Raw genomic sequence first — 19,700 nt, 5'->3', positions numbered from 1 at the left:
GCAAATGGATACCCTAATTCCTTTTGACTACGGCACGCTGCGCGTGGTGTGGTGGGTGCTGCTGGGCGCCTTGCTCATCGGCTTTGCCGTCATGGACGGCTTTGACCTGGGCGTGGCGGCGCTGTTGCCGGTGGTCGCCAAGACCGACGCCGAGCGCCGCATCGTCATCAACGTGGTGGGACCCGTCTGGGAAGGCAATCAGGTCTGGCTCATCACCGCGGGCGGCGCCATCTTTGCCGCGTGGCCCTTGCTCTATGCCGCCTCGTTCTCGGGCTTTTACCTGGCGATGATGCTGGTCCTGCTGGCGCTGATCCTGCGGCCGGTGGGCTTCAAGTACCGCAGCAAGATGGAAGGTACGCGCTGGCGCAATCGCTGGGACGCCGTGCTGTGCTTCTCGGGCGTGGTGGCATCGCTGGTGTTCGGCGTGGCGATGGGCAACATCGTCCTGGGCGTGCCGTTCACGTTCGATGCCGTGACGCTGCGCCCGATCTACGAAGGGCACTTCTTCCAGCTGTTCATGCCGTTCGCCCTGCTTGCAGGCGTGCTGAGCGTGGTGATGCTGGCCATGCACGGCGCGGTGCTGCTGGCCTGGCGCACGGATGATCCCGTGTCCTCGCGCGCTCGCAACTGGGGCCGTCTGTGTGCGGTGCTGACGGCCGCGCTGTTCGTGGCCGGCGGCTTCTGGGTCGCGGGCGGCGTGCCGGGCCATGCAATCACCAGCGCGGTCGATATGTCCGCGCCGTCCGATCCGATGCTCAAGACCGTGTCGGTGCAGACCGGCGCCTGGATGGCCAATTACGCGAAGTGGCCGTGGATGTGGATCGCGCCCGCGCTGGGCGTGGCCGGCGCGGTGCTGGCTGCGCTGCTGCTGACCGTGCGCGCAAACATGCTGGCATTCCTGTCGTCCTCGGCATCGATCGCCGGCGTAATCCTGACGGTGGGCTTCTCGCTCTTTCCGTTCATCATGCCGTCCTCGACCAATCCGAAGGCCGGCCTGACCATCTGGGACGGCTCGTCCAGCCACCTGACGCTGTGGATCATGGTGATTGCCGTGGCCATCTTCCTGCCGATCGTGACCGTCTACACCGGCTGGGTGTACCGCGTCATGCGCGGCAAGGTCACCCATGATTCGGTGGGCGACACGCCCAACTCGTACTGATAAAGGAGCCCCGTCCATGTGGTATTTCTCGTGGATTCTCGGCCTTGGCCTGGCGTGCGCATTCGCCATTCTCAATGCGATGTGGTTCGAGCTGCGCGAAGGTCAGACCCATGACCCGCGCGCCAGCCGCGACGTCGAGTGAGCGGCGGCGCAAGCAGCCTCGAGCACGACCCGTCGGCGTCCCTGCAGAAGCCGCCGCGCGAACAGTCGCGGTGGCTGATGGGACTGGCCAGAACGGCGCGGTATCCGCTGATCGTGGCGGGCGCCGCGCCGCTGGTCAGCGGCGCATTGCTCGTCGTGCAGGCCTGGCTTCTTGCCAGCGTGCTGGACGCGGCGATCGTGGGTGGCACGCCGCGGCACGAACTGCTGGGCGGCATCGCCGGTATTGCGGGGCTGATGCTGCTGCGCGCTTGCATCGCCTGGGCGGGCGAGCGCGCCGGCGCGGATGCCTCCGAGCGCATCAAGCGCCACGTTCGCCAGTCGCTGTTCCTGCGGCTGGTGCAAAAAGGCCCTTACTGGAGCCGCGGCAAAACGTCGGGTGAACTGGCGAGCGCGGTGGTCGACCAGGTCGAGGCGCTGGATGGATTCTTTGCGAAGTATCTGCCCGCGATGGCTGCGGCCGCGATGCTGCCGGTGGCGTTCGCGGTGGTGCTGCTGCCCGTCGATGTGATCGCGGGCCTGGTGCTGCTGATCACGGCGCCGCTGATTCCGCTCTTCATGGCGCTGGTGGGGTGGGGCGCGCAAGGCGCCAGCCGCCGCCACCTGCGTGCGTTCGCCCGGCTGTCGGGGTTTTTCGCGGACCGGTTGCGTGGGCTGTCCACGCTGAAGCTGTATGGGCGCGCGCAGGCCGAGGCCCAGTCCGTCGTGGCCGCCAGCGATGCGCTGCGCCAGCGGACGATGTCGGTGCTGCGCATCGCGTTCCTGTCCTCGGCCGTACTGGAATTCTTTGCCGCGTTGGGCGTGGCGGGCATTGCGGTCTACATCGGCCTGACTTACCTGGGATTTCTGGACATGCGCTGGTCGCCGCTGACGCTGCAGGCCGGGCTGTTCTGCCTGTTGATGGCGCCCGAGGTCTACGCGCCGCTGCGCCAGTTTGCCGCGCATTATCACGACCGCGCGACGGCGCTGGCCGCCGTCACGCAAATCGCCGTCCTGTTCGATGGCCTGCCGCAAGCCGAGGCCGAAGCAGCGCCCGCTTTGGGCGGCAAGCCCGCGCATGCCGGCAAGGGCGCCGCGGTTGCCATCGATGGCTTGCGGGTCGAGGCGCCGGGACGCGGCCACGCGGTGCTGGCCGATGCGGCGCTTGTGCTCGCGCCCGGCGAGCACATGGCGCTGATGGGCGCGAGCGGTATCGGCAAGTCCACCCTGATCGAGGCCATCGCGCGCCTGCGGCCCGCCGACGGCGATATTCGCATCGATGGCCTGCCGCTGGCGCAATGGGACGAGACCGCCTTGCGCCAGCGTGTGGCGCTGATCGGCCAGCGGCCGCAATTGCTGGCCGGATCGATCGCCGACAACATCCGGCTGGGCCGGCCCGGCGCCACGGATGCGCAGGTTGAGGATGCCGCGCGCCGCGCTTGCGTGCTGGAATTCGCGCAGGACTTGCCGCAAGGATTGGATACCGTGCTGGGCAGCCGCGGCCACGGCTTGTCCGGCGGGCAGGCGCAGCGCGTGGCGCTGGCCCGCCTGTTCCTGCGCGATCCGGGGCTTATCCTGCTGGACGAACCCACCGCCCACCTGGACGACGCGACGCAGGCCCGCGTGCTGGATGAGATTCTGCAATTTGCCGCTGGCCGCACCTTGGTGCTGGCGACGCACGCGCCCGCTGTGGCCGCACGCTTGCCGCGCGTGGCGCGCATCGCCGCCGGCGCCGTGGAAGACGCATGAAGAATCTGTTGTTGCTCCTGCCGCTATACGCACGCCGCAAAGGCGGGCTTTTGCTCGCATTGTTCTGTGCGCTGGCGACCGTGGCCGCCGGCGTGGGACTGCTGGGCGTGTCGGGCTGGTTCCTGACGGGCGCGTTCCTGGCCGGCGCCGGCAGCGTCTTCAACCTGTTTGCGCCGTCCGCGCTGGTGCGGGGGCTGTCCTTCCTGCGGATCGTGTCGCGCTATGCCGACCGGGTGGTCGGTCATGCCGCCACGCTGCGCCTGTTGGCGGATCTGCGCGCCTTGGTGTTTTCGGCGCTGATCCGGCTGACGCCGCGTCAGCTTGCGCGTTATCGCAGCGGCGATCTGGTCGCCCGCATGACGAACGACGTCGATGCGCTGGATACGGTCTTTCTGTTTGTGCTGGCGCCGCTGGCCACCGCGGTCGTTGCCGGCGCGGTGCTGACCGCCGTGCTGGGGCAATGGGTTCCCGCGGCGGCGCTGGTCTTTGCACTGGCGCTGCTGACGGCGTGCGTGATCGTGCCCCTGTGGCTGCTGCGCGCGGCGCGCAAGCCGGGCGCAGCCGCGCAGGAAAGCGCGGCGGGGTTGCGCGCCGCCACGCTGGATGCGGTTTACGGCCACGCCGACATGGTGGCCCTGCATGCTCAGGCCGAGACGCTGGCGCATTTCGAGCGTCTGTGCGAAGCCAGCGCCCAGGCGCGCCGCAGCCAGGCGCGGGTGGCGGTGCGCGGGCAATGGTTCCTGCAGGTGGCCGCGGGCGTGGCGGTGATGGCGCTGTTGTGGTTTGGGCTTGCCGCGCATGAGGCGGGGCGGATCGAAGCCCCCGTCCTGGCGGGCTTGCTGCTGGCCGTCATCGGCATTTTCGAGGTCGCCGGTCCGATCATGCGGGGCGCATCCCGGATGGGATCGGCAATGTCGGCCGCCGCGCGCATCCGCGAGGTCACGCAATGCGAACCCGACATGCAGGATCCGGCGGGGCCGCGCCCCTTGCCCCACAGCGGCGCGCTGGAACTGGATGGTGTCGGCTTCGCCTATCCGGCCCGCGCCGCCGGCGATGGCGTGCGGGTACTGAAAGACATCAACCTGCGAATCGAACCGGGCGAACGCGTGGCCATCCTGGGCCCAAGCGGCGCGGGGAAGTCCACGCTGCTGCATCTGATCCTAAGGCTTGAGGATCCGCAGGCAGGGCAGGTCCGCTTCGGCGGGTGCGATGCGCGCGAATGTGCGCAGGCCGACTGGCACCGGCGGATCGTCCTGCTTTCGCAGGATTCGCCCCTGTTTCTGGGCACGCTGCGCACGAACCTGTTGATCGGCAATCCCGACGCCGACGATGGCGCGCTTTGGCAGGCGCTGGATGCAGCAAGACTCGGTGATTTCGTGCGCGGTCTGCCCGATGGCCTGGACACCTGGGCTGGCGAAACCGGCTCGCAGCTGTCGGCCGGGCAAGCGCGGCGCCTGTGCCTGGCCCGGGCGTTGCTGGCGCCCGCCGCGGTCATCGTGCTGGACGAGCCGACCGCGGGATTGGATGGCGCGGCCGAAGCGGCATTCTTTGCGGACCTGGAACACGCGGTGCGCGGACGCACCGTGGTGCTGGCCACGCACGCGGCCCTGCCCGAGGGCGCGGTGCACCGTTGCCATGTGTTGCGCAACGGTCGACTGCATGACATGTCATCGCATGCGGCAATCCTGGCTTAAGCGCGGCGGCGCGGTTATAGTTCGCCTTGCTTCAATTCACTCAGGGCCGTATCCATGCAGACCGACAACGCCGAGTTCATCCGGCGCACCATCCGCAGCGTTCCGGACTGGCCCCAACCCGGTGTCACGTTCCGCGATATCACGCCGGTGCTGCAGGATCCGCGTGCGTTCCGCGTCCTGATCGATCTCTTCGTCTATCGCTACATGCGCCAGCGCCTGGATCTGGTGGCGGGTGTGGACGCGCGCGGCTTCATCGTGGGCAGCGTGCTGGCCTATGAACTGAATCTGGGCTTCGTGCCCGTGCGCAAGAAGGGCAAGCTGCCTTACCGCACGGTGGCAGAGGAATACTCGCTCGAATACGGCAACGCGGCCGTCGAGATGCACACGGATTCGGTCCGTACGGGCCAGCGTGTCCTGCTGGTGGACGATCTGATCGCCACGGGCGGCACCATGCTCGCGGCCATCAAGCTGCTGCAGCGCCTGGGCGCCAACGTGGTGGAAGCCGCCGCGATCATTGATTTGCCGGATCTGGGCGGGTCCGCCAAGGTGGCTGCCACCGGCACGCCGCTCTACACGGTCTGTCAGTACGGCGCAGACACGACGCCGTAGCGGTACGGCATCAGCCGCCTCCTTCGCAGGAGGCCGCCCTGCGCACCTTCCTCAGGCGTCAGACAAGCGGGGCTGGATGAAATCCAGAAAAGCCTTGGTCTTGGCCGGCAGCATGCGCGAGGGCAGCAGCGCAAACAAGGGCAGGGGCGTCAGGCTCCACTCCGGCAGCACGCGCACCAACCCCGTTTGCTTGATGGCGCGCTCCATCGCGTCGAACACCAGCAGCGGGGTGATGCCCAACCCCTGACCGGCCAATCGTCCCAGCATCCCCACGTTATTGGCCGACAGGCGGCCAGACACCTGCACGCGCTCGACCTTGTCGCCCGAATGGAGCATCCAGAAGGACGATTCCTCGCGCATGGTGGGGCGCAGGCATTCGTGGTGGGTCAGGTCCGCCGGCACGCGCGGTTCGCCGTGGCGGGCCAGATACTCGGGCGACGCATAGAGCTGGTGCGCCATCAGCACGATCTTGCGCGAGATGAGGCTGGAATCGGGCTGCTGCCCGAAACGCAGGATCAGGTCGAAGGGATTACTGATGGGATCGATCGGGCGCATGCTCAGATCGAAGTCGCATTCGATATCCGGATGCTGTTCGCGAAATTCGCGGATCACGGCGGGCAGGAACAATTGCGCCAGGCTGGTCGGCAGCGAGATCCGCAGACGGCCCTTGGGCTGCACGGCCATGTCCAGCAGTTGGTCGTGCGCGATGCGCGCCTCTTCGACGATATGGCGGCAACGTTCGAAGTAGATGGCGCCGGCTTCGGTCAGATCGATCTTGCGGGTGCTGCGGTTGAGCAGCCGCATGCCCACGCTGCGTTCCAGTTCGCTGACCCGGCGCGAGAGCGTGGAGGTCGGGATATTCAAGGCTTCGGCGGCGTGGCTGAAGTTCTTGCGCTTGGCGACCTCGACGAATAGCGCGATGTCGTTAAGCTGAATGTCCATGAATGTCCTCGAGACTCAAGTTTCCATTTCTGGCAGATTCGTATGATAAATGGAATTATTGTCCCGCCAGTAGAAATGTCTATTTCTCCACTTTGAACAACAATTCCATCGCGTGGGGGCTTCATATTGCGATACCCACCTTGCGGGAAACTGAACAAATGCGAGGTTTGGCATCATCCTGCGCAACCATTGCGGGCCCGTTCCACATAGAGCCATGACCCGGATTCGGCACGCAATTGTCCCATCCGTGCAAATATGTTCCCCAAATTAAGGGTTTTTACTAAGCGCCAATCGCCAGATACTTCGTTCCAGCAATCAAATTGTCATATCGAGCCCGCCAGCCTGGCGCAAGACGATGTGCAACGTTTAGGATGGAGTCATCGCAATGAAAGCCCTAGCAACCGCACTCATGGTTACCGCAACTCTGGTTGGCATGTCCGCCGCTCACGCCGATGGCAAGACGCGTGAACAAGTCCAGCAGGAACTGCAAGCCGCCAAGGCCGCGGGCACCGTCACGTTCGGCGAACTGGACTATCCGCCCGCTGCCCCCCAGACCACCAGCCTGTCGCGCGAACAGGTTCAGCAGGAACTGCAAAGCGCCAAGGCCGCCGGCCAGGTGACGAGCGCTGAACTCGACTATCCGCCCAAGGCCGTCTCGCAGACCGCCGGCAAGACCCGTGCGGAAGTTCGCCAGGAACTGGCCGATGCCAAGGCGCGCGGCGAATACACGTTCGGCGAACTGGATTACCCGCCCAAGGGCCGCTGATTCAAAACCGGCTATCCAGCCGCCCGGAAGGTCACCGAAAGAACCCCTTGTGACGCCGAGGGGTTTTTTTGCGTCCTGCTTTTTGTGCGGCGGATGAATCCGTGTGGCATTTACGCTGCAAAAACTGTTCCGCTCCCGCTACATCTGTTTCCCGCCAGGACGCGCGCCGCATGGCCGATCCGGTGATGTGAAAGCGCGATGCGAGCAATGATTCATATTTGAGATCAAGGTGTTAGCAGGCGCCAAGTGACGCCGCGCGCCTTCAGGGGCGCGTCATTATCCCAACCATGGAAAGTAGTTCGTCGAAATCCGGGTTACTACGAACTGCTACAAGCCGGACACTACCTCCAGTGCATCAGCCGCGCGATTGGACGCAGCGGCATGCGAGGTTCCGCGGTCTTGCGGCGCCAAGCAGTGCGCCTTTCATCTCGCCATTTTGGGGTTTCAAATGAAGAAGACGTTTTTGGCCGTCGCGTTGCTGACCGGCTTTGCCGGCGCCGCGCAGGCCGCCGATTCCGTGACGCTGTACGGTTTGATCGACGCTGGCCTTGGCTACGAAAAAGTGAAGTTCAAGGGCGACTCGCAGAGCCGCATCGGTGCGGTGCAGGGCGTGAGCAGCGGTTCGCGCTTCGGCCTGCGCGGCACGGAAGACCTGGGCGACGGCCTGCGCGCGGTGTTCACGCTGGAAGGCGGCTTCGGTCCCCTGAACGGCAACTCGCTGCAGAGCAACCGCCTGTTCGGCCGTCAGGCCACCGTTGGCCTGGACAGCGATTCGTGGGGCCGTCTGGAATTCGGCCGTCAGACCAACCTGGCCTCGAAGTACTTCGGCTCGATCGACCCGTTCTCGATCAGCTACAACAACGCCAACATGGGCACCACGTTCGGCAGCGCCAACACGATGCGCCTGGACAACATGGTCCTGTATCAGACCCCCAGCCTGGGCGGCCTGAAGGTCGGCCTGGGTTATGCGTTCAGTGCGGACGACACCGTTACCGATTCGACGCAGAAGGGCTTTGCGACGGGCAACAACAACCGTGTGATCACCGCCGGCGTGCAATACGTCAACGGCCCGCTGAACCTGGCCGCCGCCTACGATCGCTTCAACCCGTCCAACGACCGCGTCGGCGGCAAGGATGCGGCGCGCATTCAGGAATACATCGTCGGCGGTTCGTACGACTTTGAAGTCGTGAAGCTGGCCGCCGCCTTTGGCCAGACCCGCGATGGCTGGTTCATCGGCCAGAACATGGGCACCACGCCCGACGGCATGAACAAGCTGGGTTCGTTCAAGCTGGCCGACGGCTTCCGCGCCAACTCGTACATGATCGGCGCCACCGTGCCGCTGGGCCGCCACGCCGTGTTCGGCTCGTGGCAGCGCGCCACCGCCAGCAATGACAAGCTGACGGGTGACGACGCAACGTTCAATGTGTACAGCCTTGGCTATACCTACGAGTTCACCAAGCGCACGAACCTGTACGCGTACGCCTCTTATGGCGACAACTACGCGTTCCAGCACGATGCCACCGATACGGCGGTTGCCGTCGGCCTGCGTCACCGTTTCTAAGCAACAGCGCGTCCGGCCGGACCTTGCTGAATGCGCGGGCCATTCTCCGTGGACCGCCGAGTGACAGCGAACCCCCCCTACATTGGGTCCGGCCGGGCGTGACTTGCGCCCAGAAGGGAAGGGCCTCCGCAAGGAGGCCCTCTCGCATTGCGGCGCCGGAACTACAGGAAGAGCTTGTAGGCCGGGTTGTCGGTCTCGTTCCAGTGGGGATAACCCAATTCCGCCACGAAGTTGCGGAACAGCTTCTTGTCCGCGGGCGGCACCTGGATGCCGATCAGGATGCGGCCGTAGTCGGCGCCCTGGTTGCGGTAATGGAACAGGCTGATGTTCCAGTCGGGATTCATCGCGTTCAGAAAGCGCATCAGTGCGCCCGGACGCTCGGGAAATTCAAAGCGGTACAGCAATTCGTTTCGCGCCAGCGCCGAGCGGCCGCCCACCATGTGGCGCAGGTGGGTCTTGGCCATTTCGTCGTGAGTCAGATCCAGCGTGTCGAATCCGTGCCGGCGGAAGTTCGCGGCAATCTTGTCGGGTTCCGCGGCGGACGAGACCTGGATGCCGACGAACACGTGGGCGCGATCCGCGTCCGAGATGCGGTAGTTGAATTCGGTGACGCTGCGTTCGCCCACCAGTTCGCAGAAGCGGCGGAAGCTCCCGCGCTGCTCGGGCATGGTGACCGCGAAGACGGCCTCGCGCATTTCGCCGACCTCGGCGCGTTCGGCCACGAAGCGCAGCCGGTCGAAGTTCATGTTCGCGCCGCATGCAATGGCGACGAGCGTCTTGTTCTTCAGGTTGTGCTCGGCCGCATACTGCTTGGCGCCTGCCACCGCCATCGCGCCGGCCGGCTCCAGCACGCTGCGCGTGTCCTGAAAGACGTCCTTGATGGCCGCGCAGATCGCATCGGTGTTGACCACCACGTAATCGTCCACGTACTTGCGCGCCAGCTTGAAGGTCTCGGCGCCCACCATCTTGACCGCCGTGCCGTCCGAGAACAGGCCGACGTCGTTCAGCTGGACGCGCCGGCCCGCGCGCACGCTGCGCAGCATGGCGTCGGAGTCCTCGGTCTGCACGCCGATGATCTTGATCTCGGGGCGCAGTTGCTTGATGTACGCCGCGACCCCGGCAATGAGGCCGCCGCCGCCGATGGCTACGAAGATCGCATCGATGTGGCCCGGGTGCTGGCGCAGGATTTCCATGCCGACGGTGCCCTGGCCGGCGATCACGTCGGGATCGTCGAAGGGATGGACGAAGGTCAGCTTCTCTTTCTTTTCCAGCACCTGCGCGTGCGCGTAGGCATCCGAAAAGCTCTCGCCGGCCAGCACGACCTCGCCGCCCAGGCGGCGCACGGCATCGATCTTGACCTGCGGGCTGGTCGTGGGCATGACGATCACGGCGCGGCAGCCCAGGCGGCTGGCCGCCAGCGCGACGCCCTGCGCGTGGTTGCCGGCCGAGGCGGCGATGACGCCGCGGTTGCGGGCCGCCGGACTCAGGTTCGCCATCTTGTTGTAGGCGCCGCGCAGCTTGAAGCTGAACACCGCCTGGGTATCCTCGCGCTTGAGCAACATCGTGTTCGACATCCGCTGCGACAGCAGGGGCGCTGCCTCGAGCGGGGATTCGACCGCAACGTCGTAAACCTTGGAAGTCAGGATGCGTTTCAGATAATCAGTGGACATGGACCGCGCGACAGGGCAAGAGTGGGGACTGGCCAGGATTATTGCAGGGAATGCCTGTCGCCTTCCCGGTTTCCCGCGGCTACACTGCCGCAACCATGGAAGAAAGTCTCTTATCCGCAGTTCATTGGCTCTTGGGGGTGCTGGCGCTGCCCTCGGTGGGCCTGCCGGCCATCTTCACCGTCTCGCTCGTGTCCGCGACCCTGCTGCCGCTGGGCTCCGAGCCGGCGGTGTTCGGCTATATCAAGCTATCGCCGGACATGTTCTGGCCCGCCGTCCTGGTGGCGACGGCCGGCAACACCGTGGGCGGGGCCATCAGCTACGCGATGGGGCTGGGCGCCGAGAAAGCGGTCGAGCGCTGGAAGGAAAAGCACCCCCATCCGCATCCCAAGGCCACCGAAGGCGGCCGGATGCGCGGACGCTGGAACGAGCGTGCCCACGATTGGCTGCATCGGATGGGGCCGCCGGCGCTGCTCCTGTCCTGGTTGCCCGCGGTGGGTGACCCCCTGTGCGCCGTCGCGGGCTGGTTGCGCCTGTCCTTCTGGCCCTGCGTCTTCTACATGGCCATCGGCAAATTCATGCGCTATCTGTTCATGACTGCCGGCCTGCTCTGGTTCTTCCCGGGCAAAATCTAGCGCTGACGCCACACTTAAACGGGGACGAAACGCGTCGTCCCCGATGCGCTTTTGCACGGCTTGCCCGGGTTATTCGGGGCCAGGTCGGGACAATGGCATAAAATACTTTTTTAAGGGCCCCCTCTTGCCGCCATGAACGCCCCACTCGCCAGCCACATCTTGAACGGGGCGATGCCGCCCGCCGCACCCGCGCGATTGCGCGAAATCCCCTACAACTACACGTCGTTTTCCGACCGCGAAATCGTGGGCCGGTTGCTGGGCGAAGATGCCTGGAGCCTGCTGAGCGATCTGCGCGGCGAGCGCCGCACGGGCCGTTCCGCCCGGATGCTCTACGAAGTGTTGGGCGATATCTGGGTCGTGCGCCGCAACCCTTACCTGCAGGATGACCTGCTCGACAATCCCAAGCGCCGCAAGCAGCTCATCGAGGCCTTGCATCACCGCCTGGGCGAAATCGACAAGCGCCGCGAACCAGGCGCGCCCGCCGAAGCCGGCCACGATCCGCATCGCGACGAGAAGGTGGTCGGGCTGCTGGCCCGGGCGCGTTCGGCCATTGCCGCCTTCGAAGGCGAGTTCGACCAGACCGCCATGATGCGCAAGCAGGCCCAGAAGGTGCTGGGCCGCATCACGGCGCGCGACAACATCAAGTTCGACGGCCTGTCGCGCGTGTCGCACGTTACCGATGCGACCGACTGGCGCGTGGAATACCCCTTTGTCGTGCTCACGCCCGACACCGAGGACGAGATTGCCGCGCTGGTCACCGCCTGTATCGAACTGGGCCTGACCATCGTGCCGCGCGGCGGCGGCACCGGGTACACCGGCGGCGCCATTCCGCTGACCTGGAAGTCGGCGGTCATCAACACCGAGAAATTCGACAAGCTGGGCAAGGTCGAGTCCTGTATCCTGCCCGGCCTCACCGAACCCGTCGCGGTCATCCACGCCGGCGCCGGCGTGGTCACCAAGCGTGTGTCCGAAGCGGCCGAGGCGGCCGGCTTTGTGTTCGCCGTGGACCCGACGTCCGCCGAGGCCTCGTGCGTGGGCGGCAACATCGCCATGAACGCCGGCGGCAAGAAGGCCGTGCTATGGGGCACCGCGCTCGACAACCTGGCCTGGTGGCGCATGGTCGATCCGGACGGCAACTGGCTGGAAGTCACGCGCCTTGACCACAACATGGGCAAGATCCATGACGTGGAAGTGGCCCGCTTCGAGCTCAAGTGGTTCGACGGCAAAGGCAAGCCCGGCGAACGCCTGCTCAAGACCGAGACGCTGGAAATCCAGGGCCGTGTGTTCCGCAAGGAAGGCCTGGGCAAGGACGTCACGGACAAGTTCCTGGCGGGCCTGCCCGGCATTCAGAAAGAAGGCTGCGACGGTCTCATCACGTCGGCGCGCTGGGTGCTGCACCGCATGCCGCGCCACACGCGCACCGTCTGCATGGAGTTCTTCGGGCAGGCGCGCGACGCCATCCCGTCGATCGTCGAGGTCAAGGGTTACCTGGACGGCGAAGGCAAGGCGCGCGGCGCCATCCTGGCCGGCCTGGAGCACCTGGACGAACGCTATCTGCGTGCGGTGGGCTACGCCACCAAGAGCAAGCGCGGCGTGCTGCCCAAGATGGTCCTGATCGGCGACATCGTCGGCGATGACGACGACGCGGTGGCCGCGGCCGCCAGCGAGGTCGTGCGCCTGGCCAACACGCGCCACGGCGAAGGCTTTGTGGCCGTCAGCCCCGAGGCGCGCAAGAAATTCTGGCTGGACCGTTCGCGCACCGCCGCGATCGCCCGTCACACCAACGCCTTCAAGATCAACGAAGACGTCGTGATCCCGCTGCCCCGCATGGGCGAATACACGGACCACATCGAACGCATCAACATTGAGCTCTCCACGAGCAACAAGCTCAAGCTGCTGGGGGAACTTGACGCCTATCTTTGCACGCCGCTGCCGGTGGGCAAGATCGACGATGCCGACATCGAAACCACCCGCGCCGAAGCGCTGGCCGAGCGCACACGCCAGGCCATCGAGCTGATCGCCGCCACGCGCCAGCGCTGGCAGTGGCTGCTGGACAACCTGGACCTGCCGCTGGGCGAGGCGCTGCCGCAACTGGACGGACTGGGTCTTGGCGAACTCCACGCCACGTTGACCCAACGCCTGGCCGCACAGCCCGGCGCACGCGTCTTTGACGTGGTGCAGGACCGCACCATCCGCGTCTCCTGGAAGACCGAGGTGCTGGCGGGCCTGCAGCGCGCGTTCTCGGGCGCGGCCTACAAGAAGATCGTCGACGAACTCGTCGCCATTCACGCCCGGGTGCTCAAGAGCCGCGTGTTCGTCGCGCTGCACATGCACGCCGGCGACGGCAACGTGCACACCAACATCCCGGTCAACTCGGACGACTACGAAATGCTGCGCGAGGCCCACGCGGCCGTCGAGCGCATCATGCAGATCGCCCGCGACCTGGACGGCGTGATCTCCGGCGAACACGGCATCGGCCTGACCAAGTACGAGTTCCTGACCGAGGCCGAGCTGGCCCCGTTCCAGGACTACAAGCGCCGCGTCGACCCGAATGGCCACTTCAACGCCGGCAAGCTCATGCCCGGCGCGGACCTGCGCCACGCCTGGACGCCCAGCTTCAACCTGATGGGCCACGAGTCGCTGATCATGCAGCAGAGCGACATCGGCGCCATTTCGGAATCGATCAAGGACTGCCTGCGCTGCGGCAAGTGCAAGCCGGTGTGCGCCACGCACGTGCCGCGCGCGAACCTGCTGTACTCGCCCCGCAACAAGATCCTGGCCACGTCGCTGCTGGTCGAAGCCTTCCTGTACGAAGAGCAGACCCGCCGCGGCGTCAGCCTGAAGCACTGGGAAGAGTTCGAAGACGTTGCCGACCACTGCACCGTCTGCCACAAGTGCTACAACCCCTGTCCGGTCGACATCGACTTCGGCGACGTGTCGATGAACATGCGCGCCGTGCTGCGCCGCATGGGCCGCAAGTCGTTCAACCCGGGCACGGCCAGCGCCATGTTCTTCCTGAACGCCAAGGATCCGGCCACCATCAACGCCACCCGCAAGGCGATGGTGGGCGTGGGCTACAAGGTGCAGCGCGCCGCGCACGACCTGTTCTCGGGCCTGGTCAAGAAGCAGACGGCCAAGCCGCCCGCCACAGTGGGCAAGCCGCCGCTGCGCGAGCAGGTGGTGCACTTCGTGAACAAGAAGATGCCGGGCGGGCTGCCCAAGCAGGCCGCGCGCAAATTGCTCGACATCGAAGACGCGAACTACGTGCCGATCATCCGCGACCCCAAGGCCACCACGGCCGACACGGAAGCGGTGTTCTACTTCCCGGGCTGCGGTTCCGAGCGCCTGTTCTCGCAGGTGGGCCTGGCCACGCAGGCGATGCTGTGGCACGCCGGCGTGCAGACCGTGCTGCCGCCCGGCTACCTGTGCTGCGGCTATCCCCAGCGCGGCAACGGCATGACCGACAAGGCCGAGCAGATCATCACCGACAACCGGGTGCTGTTCCACCGCGTCGCCAACACGCTGAACTACCTGGACATCAAGACCGTGGTGGTCAGCTGCGGCACCTGTTACGACCAGCTTGCCGGCTATGAATTCGAAAAGATCTTCCCGGGCTGCCGGCTGATCGACATCCACGAATACCTGCTGGAAAAGGGCATCAAGCTGGAAGGGGCCAAGGGCGTGCGCTACATGTACCACGACCCCTGCCACACGCCGATGAAGCTGCAGGAACCCATGAAGACCGTGCGCGCGCTGGTGGGCGATGGCGCGGTCAAGAGCGACCGCTGCTGCGGCGAGTCGGGCACGCTGGCCGTCAGCCGTCCCGACATCTCCACGCAGGTGCGCTTTCGCAAGCAGGAAGAGCTGCAGAAGGGCGATGCCGCGATCCGCAGCGACGGCTTCACGGGCGACGTGAAGGTCCTGACGTCGTGCCCGTCGTGCCTGCAGGGCCTGTCGCGCTACGAGGGCGACACCGGCATGGAAGCCGACTACATCGTGGTCGAGATGGCGCGTCACATCCTGGGCGAAGGCTGGATGGAAGACTACGTGCGCCGCGCCAACGCGGGCGGGATCGAACGGGTCCTGGTGTAATCCGCGCCCTGCGCAATCGAGAACCGCGGCCAGCGATGGCCGCGGTTTTTTTTGCGCCGCGCAATGCAGGCAACCGGGCAATGAAGGCAGTGGCACCAGCCCTTTTTTCCCCCCTTGAAACTCCAAAAACCGCTCCCATACTTGGCACTGAAGCGATCAGACGTGCGGTCGCGGTGGTGGCGATTGTGGCGCGTCTGCATCGGTCCCTTTTTTGATCCGAGGAGACCTTCATGAGCAACTTTCCGTTCAACGACAGCGGCTTCGCGTCGGCCTTTGACGCCATTCAGGAACACATGGGCCGCGTGCTGCGCGGCGCTGGGGTGCCTGCCGCCTTGCGCGCCACGCCCCAGGGGTACTTTCCGCCCGTCAACGTCGGGGTGTCCGGCGATTCGATCGAAGTCGTTGCGTTCATTCCCGGTGTGGATCCGGATGGCTTGAACGTGTCGATCGAAAAAAGCCTGTTGACCATCAGCGGCGAGCGCAAGCCGCAGGACCTGCCCGAAGGCGCCCGCTACTACGCGCGCGAGCGTACGCAGGGCCGTTACACGCGCGTTATCGAGCTGCCTGCCGACGCCGATCCGGACAATGTGCAGGCGCGTTACACGGACGGCTGCCTGGCCATTTCGATCAAGCGTAAGGAATCGGCCAAGCCGCGCACCGTGACCGTGCAGTGACCCGCCAACGCAACCGCATAGGAGTAACGATCATGAATGAACGCAAAGACCTGACCGTGCCCGCCGAAGCGGCCGTCTCCGAAAAGCGCGACGGACGCGGGGTGACCGTGCCGGCCGTGGACATCTACGAGGACAAGGAAGGCATTACGCTGCTTGCGGACCTGCCGGGCGTGTCCAAGGAAAGGCTGCGCATCAACGTCGAGGCCGACGTGCTGCAGATCGAGGGCGAGGCCTCGGTCGAGACGCCGAGCGACCTGCGGCTGGTGCTGGGTGAAATGCGCGCGCCGCTCTTTCGCCGGGCGTTCCGGCTGGGGCAGGAGTTCGACCGCGCGCAGATCAGCGCGAGCCTGAAGCAGGGCCTTCTGACGCTGCGCATTCCGCGCGTGCGTGAGGCGCAGCCGCGGCAGATTCCTGTCGTAGCGGGGTGATTCGGGTGTCGGGACGCCGTTTGGCGCGGCCCACGCGTATCGGGCACCTGACGAGTCTCCACGGCAAATGGGGACTGTCTGCGCCGGGTGTCTGACACCATTCCAAGCAGGCCCATGAAAAAGCCGCGGTCGAATGACCGCGGCTTTTTGCCTTGCCGGATGGCGCCGGAGCGATCACTCCAGCTTGATGTTCGCCTTCTTGATGACGTCGGCCCAGGCGCTGCGCTCCTGATCGGCATACGTCTTGAAGTCCTGCGCCGACATCGGCATGGGGATGACGCCCATGTCCAGCATCTTCTGCGAGACCGCGGGCGACTTGAGCGTGGCGTCCAGGTCGGTCGACAGCTTCTTGACGACGGCTTCCGGCAGGCCGGCCGGGCCGACCAGGCCTTGCCAGGCGTAGGCCGTGAAATTGGCCACGCCCTGTTCGGCCATCGTCGGGACATCCGGCAGCACCGTCACGCGCTCGGGCGTGGCGGCGGCCAGCACGCGCAGCTTGCCGGCCTTGACGTTGGGCAGGCCCGAGCCCAGGTCGATGAACATCATGTCCACCTGGCCGCCCAACAGATCCTGGATGGCGGGCGCCGCGCCCTTGTACGGAACGTGCAGCACGTTGGCGCCCGTGCGTTGCTTGAAGAGCTCCAGCGCCAGGTGATGCGGCGAGCCCGCGCCGGCGGATGCCGAGGTCAGCTTGCCCGGTTCCTTCTTGGCGGCAGCGAGTACGTCTTCGACCGTCTTGTACGGCGAATTGACGTTTACGGCCAGCAGCAGCGGGAACTTGGCGATGCCGCCGATGTAGGTGAACTTGGCGGGGTCGTAGGACAGCTTGGCGTAGAGCGACGAGTTGAAGGCCAGCGTGCCGGAGTCCGCCGTGCCCACCAGATAGCCGTTGGGTTCGGCCTGGGCGATGGCCGTGGCGCCGATGATGGTGCCGGCGCCCGGACGGTTCTCGACAACGATGGTCTGGCCCAGCGTCTTTTCCAGGCTGCTGGCCACGGTGCGGGCCACCACGTCGGTACCGCCGCCGGCGGGGTAGGGAACGATCCAGCGGACCGGTTGCGTGGGCCAGGATTGGGCGGATGCCGCGGTGGCGGCCAGCGACAGGGCGGCAAGCGCCAGCAGGCGCTTTGCGTGCTTGTGCATGAAGTGTCTCCTCGTGCGGGATATCGTGAGCGCGGCGCTTGCGTCGTTGATCGACGTCAACTTACGCCGCATATTTTTTGCGTGGCTATTATGCCTTGCGCCTGCGCAAAAAGGGGCCCGTGCATTGGGCCCCCTCAAACTCCCGCATCTCCGTCTTATTGCGGATCCGGATAACTTCGCGCGCCGAAGATGGCCGAGCCGATGCGGACCTCGGTCGAGCCCTCCTCGATGGCCAGTTCGAAGTCGCCGCTCATGCCCATCGACAGACGGTCCAGCGAAACGCCGGGGATGTTCTCTTTTGCCAGTCCATCGCGCAGCTCGCGCAGCGCGCGAAAGCAGGCACGGACTTCATCGGCATTGGGGGAGTTGACCGCCAATGTCATCAGCCCCTGCACGCGCAGCGTGGGATAGTCGGCGGCGATGCGGCGCAGGAACGGGCCGACCTCTTCGAGCGCCATCCCGTACTTGCTGGGTTCGGACGAGGTCTTGACCTGCACCAGCACGTCCAGCGTGCGGCCCGCAGTCTGCAGGCGGCGGTGCAGGGCATCGGCCAGTTCCACGCGGTCCAGGGATTGGACTTCCGACGCATCGCGCGCGGCGTCCTTGGCCTTGTTGGTCTGCAGGTGCCCGATCAGCACCCATTGCAGCCCCAAACCTGCCAGCGCCTCGGCCTTCTGGCGGATCTCCTGGGTCTTGTTCTCGCCAAAGCGGGTCAGGCCCAGCGCCATCGCTTCGCGGATGGCGTCCTCGCCAAAGGTTTTGCTGACGGGCAGCAGGGTCACGCTGCCAGGAGGACGGCCCGCCCGTTCGCAGGCCTCTCGGATGCGTTGCTGGATCCGGGCGAGGCGCCCGGCCATGGTGTCGTCGGCGGTCATGCAGCTCTCTGGGAAAACAGGATGTCCCATAGTGTAGGACGTGTTTTGGCGCTTGTCGGCGCGCGGACCAATAACCGGGCAAGGCTGGCGTTGACCCTGTCAGAGGGGCAGGCTTAGAATTTGCGGAGATTTGTTTATATTTCAAAGTTCTATGCCGTCCGGCGCCGCCCATTCGGGCGACACGATCCCCCCTCCTACTCAGCCCTTCCGCCATGTCCAGTGCAGCGCCCGAATACGTCTTTGCCACGCCGTTCCTGAACCCTCCCGCCTCGCCCATCCGATCGCTCATGCCCTACGCCATGCGTCCGGGCACCATTTCGCTGGCTGGCGGATATCCGGCGCAGGAATTGTTCGACGTCGACGGCTTGTCGATCGCGTCCACGCAGGTCATGGCCCGGCTGGGCGCCTGCCTGCAGTATTCCAACATCGACGGCCAGGCCAGCCTGCGGCATGAGCTGGCGCGCCTGTCCGCGGCGCGTGGCCTGCATTGCAATGCCGATACGGAACTGGTCGTGACGGGCGGCTCGCAGCAGGCGCTGGCGCTCCTGACCCGCGTGATGCTGCAGCCTGGCGACCACGCCATCATCGAATCGCCGGCCTTCCCGAACTCCGTGCAGGCCTTGCGCTACACGGGGGCGACGGTCCACACCGTGCCTTCGGGCCCGGATGGCATCGACGTGGAGGCGCTGGACGAATTGGCCGCGCGCGTGAAGCCCAAGATGGTCTGCGTGGTTGCCTCGTTTTCGAATCCCTGCGGCGCCACCATTTCGCGCGCGCGCCGCCTGCGGCTGCTGGAGCTGGCGGTCAAGCACCGTTTCCTGATCGTCGAAGACGACCCTTACAGCGAACTGCGCTTTGCCGGGCAGGCCGTGCCGCCCATCGCGGCGCTGGCCGAGGGCGAGGCCCGCCATTGGGCGGTGTACCTGGCCAGCATGTCCAAGACCATGGCGCCTGCGCTGCGCATCGGCTGGCTGGTCGCGCCGCCCGAAATCCGCCGCCGCTGCGTCGCCGCGAAGGCCGCCGACGACATGGCGTCCTCGGCCTGGATCCAGGAGGTCGTCGCCCAGTATCTGGCCAACGGCCGCTATGACGAACACGTGCCGCGCATCCGCGCCGCCTACGGCTTGCGCTGCACCGCCATGGCCGACGCGCTGGCGCGCGAACTGGATGGCCGCATCACGTTCAGCAAGCCCGAGGGCGGCATGTTCTTCTGGGCACGCCTGACCGGCGAGGTGGATGCGACGCGCCTGTTGCCGTACGCCATCGAGCACGAAGTCGTCTACGTGCCCGGCAAGGCGTTCTACGCCGACGCGGCGCAGGCGGATCTGTTCGCCATGCGCATGTCGTTCGCCACCATGAATGAAACCCAGATCGCACAGGGCATGGTCCGCCTGGGCCGCGCGCTCGACGCGTGCCAGGCCAACGAGCCGGTGTCGATTTCGCTGGCGGCTTGACGGCGCGCAGCGTCACGCCCACCCCGCGTTGCTATCCTTTCTGCGCAGGTCCGCCGGCACGCGCCGGCGGCATACCTAAATAAGCGTCCGTTATTTGGCGGGGGCGCTTCATGT

The 19,700-nt window shown here is 65.9% G+C and carries 16 protein-coding genes; 12 read left to right on the top strand and 4 right to left on the bottom strand.

Annotated elements, in window-relative coordinates:
- The first annotated feature begins 4 nt into the window (after window positions 1–4).
- From cydB to H4P35_RS25440, 5 genes are read left to right on the top strand one after another with little or no spacing between them, the layout of a single operon-like run.
- The gene (gene cydB / locus H4P35_RS25460; protein ID WP_217618573.1) at window positions 5–1,159 is read left to right on the top strand and encodes a cytochrome d ubiquinol oxidase subunit II; all 1,155 of its coding nucleotides are present in this window, start codon (window positions 5–7) and stop codon (window positions 1,157–1,159) included.
- A 16-nt stretch (window positions 1,160–1,175) separates the two neighbouring features.
- A complete protein-coding gene (gene cydX, locus H4P35_RS25455) occupies window positions 1,176–1,301 on the top strand; it encodes a cytochrome bd-I oxidase subunit CydX (RefSeq protein WP_056319618.1) in 126 nt (41 codons plus the stop codon).
- Window positions 1,298–3,046 carry a thiol reductant ABC exporter subunit CydD gene (gene cydD / locus H4P35_RS25450; RefSeq protein WP_370638944.1) on the top strand — a complete coding sequence of 583 codons (1,749 nt, stop codon included), beginning with the start codon at window positions 1,298–1,300 and terminating at the stop codon, window positions 3,044–3,046. Before cydX ends, cydD begins: the two co-directional genes overlap by 4 nt.
- Window positions 3,043–4,740 (top strand): thiol reductant ABC exporter subunit CydC, encoded by a 1,698-nt coding sequence (gene cydC / locus H4P35_RS25445; protein WP_226847472.1) that lies wholly within the window; start codon window positions 3,043–3,045, stop codon window positions 4,738–4,740. Before cydD ends, cydC begins: the two co-directional genes overlap by 4 nt.
- A 54-nt stretch (window positions 4,741–4,794) precedes the next feature.
- Window positions 4,795–5,349 (top strand): adenine phosphoribosyltransferase, encoded by a 555-nt coding sequence (locus tag H4P35_RS25440; RefSeq protein WP_056319625.1) that lies wholly within the window; start codon window positions 4,795–4,797, stop codon window positions 5,347–5,349.
- A 51-nt stretch (window positions 5,350–5,400) separates the two neighbouring features.
- Here H4P35_RS25440 and H4P35_RS25435 read toward each other — a convergent pair whose 3' ends face one another.
- Window positions 5,401–6,291, bottom strand: coding sequence for a LysR family transcriptional regulator (locus H4P35_RS25435; RefSeq protein ID WP_056319627.1), 891 nt, complete (start codon window positions 6,289–6,291; stop codon window positions 5,401–5,403).
- 385 nt (window positions 6,292–6,676) lie between these two features.
- On the opposite strand from H4P35_RS25435, the gene H4P35_RS25430 reads away from it, so the two are divergent.
- Together H4P35_RS25430 and H4P35_RS25425 are read left to right on the top strand one after the other, a co-directional pair.
- A complete protein-coding gene (locus tag H4P35_RS25430; RefSeq protein ID WP_128829534.1) occupies window positions 6,677–7,057 on the top strand; it encodes a DUF4148 domain-containing protein in 381 nt (126 codons plus the stop codon).
- A gap of 448 nt (window positions 7,058–7,505) precedes the next feature.
- Window positions 7,506–8,618, top strand: a complete 1,113-nt coding sequence (locus H4P35_RS25425; RefSeq protein WP_056319633.1) for a porin — start codon at window positions 7,506–7,508, stop codon at window positions 8,616–8,618.
- A gap of 161 nt (window positions 8,619–8,779) precedes the next feature.
- Here H4P35_RS25425 and ilvA read toward each other — a convergent pair whose 3' ends face one another.
- Window positions 8,780–10,288 (bottom strand): threonine ammonia-lyase, biosynthetic, encoded by a 1,509-nt coding sequence (ilvA, locus tag H4P35_RS25420; RefSeq protein WP_056319636.1) that lies wholly within the window; start codon window positions 10,286–10,288, stop codon window positions 8,780–8,782.
- Between the two features lie 95 nt (window positions 10,289–10,383).
- On the opposite strand from ilvA, the gene H4P35_RS25415 reads away from it, so the two are divergent.
- From H4P35_RS25415 to H4P35_RS25400, 4 genes are all read left to right on the top strand, one after another.
- On the top strand, window positions 10,384–10,920 hold the full coding sequence (locus tag H4P35_RS25415) for a YqaA family protein (RefSeq protein WP_056319771.1): 537 nt from the start codon (window positions 10,384–10,386) through the stop codon (window positions 10,918–10,920).
- Window positions 10,921–11,052: 132 nt separating this feature from the next.
- Window positions 11,053–15,012, top strand: coding sequence for an FAD/FMN-binding oxidoreductase (locus tag H4P35_RS25410; protein ID WP_226847471.1), 3,960 nt, complete (start codon window positions 11,053–11,055; stop codon window positions 15,010–15,012).
- Between the two features lie 230 nt (window positions 15,013–15,242).
- On the top strand, window positions 15,243–15,686 hold the full coding sequence (locus tag H4P35_RS25405) for an Hsp20/alpha crystallin family protein (RefSeq protein ID WP_175156588.1): 444 nt from the start codon (window positions 15,243–15,245) through the stop codon (window positions 15,684–15,686).
- A 32-nt stretch (window positions 15,687–15,718) separates the two neighbouring features.
- Window positions 15,719–16,114, top strand: a complete 396-nt coding sequence (locus tag H4P35_RS25400; RefSeq protein WP_056319645.1) for an Hsp20/alpha crystallin family protein — start codon at window positions 15,719–15,721, stop codon at window positions 16,112–16,114.
- Between the two features lie 174 nt (window positions 16,115–16,288).
- Here the strand turns inward: H4P35_RS25400 and H4P35_RS25395 are convergent, their stop codons facing one another.
- Window positions 16,289–17,257, bottom strand: a complete 969-nt coding sequence (locus H4P35_RS25395; RefSeq protein ID WP_226847469.1) for a tripartite tricarboxylate transporter substrate binding protein — start codon at window positions 17,255–17,257, stop codon at window positions 16,289–16,291.
- 155 nt (window positions 17,258–17,412) lie between these two features.
- Window positions 17,413–18,132, bottom strand: a complete 720-nt coding sequence (locus H4P35_RS25390; RefSeq protein WP_226847468.1) for a YggS family pyridoxal phosphate-dependent enzyme — start codon at window positions 18,130–18,132, stop codon at window positions 17,413–17,415.
- Between the two features lie 212 nt (window positions 18,133–18,344).
- On the opposite strand from H4P35_RS25390, the gene H4P35_RS25385 reads away from it, so the two are divergent.
- Window positions 18,345–19,586, top strand: coding sequence for a PLP-dependent aminotransferase family protein (locus tag H4P35_RS25385; RefSeq protein WP_180097249.1), 1,242 nt, complete (start codon window positions 18,345–18,347; stop codon window positions 19,584–19,586).
- Window positions 19,587–19,700 lie beyond the last annotated feature (114 nt).

The organism is Achromobacter sp. 77 (genome assembly GCF_020541125.1).
GTDB classification, from domain to species: domain Bacteria; phylum Pseudomonadota; class Gammaproteobacteria; order Burkholderiales; family Burkholderiaceae_B; genus Achromobacter; species Achromobacter mucicolens.
The sequence above is the reverse complement of the archived record's forward strand: the minus strand, read 5'-3'. Positions and strand labels throughout refer to the sequence as shown.

Bases quoted from the DNA above. Each gene is read 5' to 3' on its own strand.
- cydB (WP_217618573.1), top strand. From the start codon at position 5: ATGGATACCCTAATTCCTTTTGACTACGGCACGCTGCGCGTGGTGTGG.
- cydX (WP_056319618.1), top strand. From the start codon at position 1,176: ATGTGGTATTTCTCGTGGATTCTCGGCCTTGGCCTGGCGTGCGCATTC.
- cydC (WP_226847472.1), top strand. From the start codon at position 3,043: ATGAAGAATCTGTTGTTGCTCCTGCCGCTATACGCACGCCGCAAAGGC.
- H4P35_RS25440 (WP_056319625.1), top strand. From the start codon at position 4,795: ATGCAGACCGACAACGCCGAGTTCATCCGGCGCACCATCCGCAGCGTT.
- H4P35_RS25435 (WP_056319627.1), bottom strand. From the start codon at position 6,291: ATGGACATTCAGCTTAACGACATCGCGCTATTCGTCGAGGTCGCCAAG.
- H4P35_RS25430 (WP_128829534.1), top strand. From the start codon at position 6,677: ATGAAAGCCCTAGCAACCGCACTCATGGTTACCGCAACTCTGGTTGGC.
- H4P35_RS25425 (WP_056319633.1), top strand. From the start codon at position 7,506: ATGAAGAAGACGTTTTTGGCCGTCGCGTTGCTGACCGGCTTTGCCGGC.
- ilvA (WP_056319636.1), bottom strand. From the start codon at position 10,288: ATGTCCACTGATTATCTGAAACGCATCCTGACTTCCAAGGTTTACGAC.
- H4P35_RS25415 (WP_056319771.1), top strand. From the start codon at position 10,384: ATGGAAGAAAGTCTCTTATCCGCAGTTCATTGGCTCTTGGGGGTGCTG.
- H4P35_RS25410 (WP_226847471.1), top strand. From the start codon at position 11,053: ATGAACGCCCCACTCGCCAGCCACATCTTGAACGGGGCGATGCCGCCC.
- H4P35_RS25405 (WP_175156588.1), top strand. From the start codon at position 15,243: ATGAGCAACTTTCCGTTCAACGACAGCGGCTTCGCGTCGGCCTTTGAC.
- H4P35_RS25400 (WP_056319645.1), top strand. From the start codon at position 15,719: ATGAATGAACGCAAAGACCTGACCGTGCCCGCCGAAGCGGCCGTCTCC.
- H4P35_RS25395 (WP_226847469.1), bottom strand. From the start codon at position 17,257: ATGCACAAGCACGCAAAGCGCCTGCTGGCGCTTGCCGCCCTGTCGCTG.
- H4P35_RS25390 (WP_226847468.1), bottom strand. From the start codon at position 18,132: ATGACCGCCGACGACACCATGGCCGGGCGCCTCGCCCGGATCCAGCAA.
- H4P35_RS25385 (WP_180097249.1), top strand. From the start codon at position 18,345: ATGTCCAGTGCAGCGCCCGAATACGTCTTTGCCACGCCGTTCCTGAAC.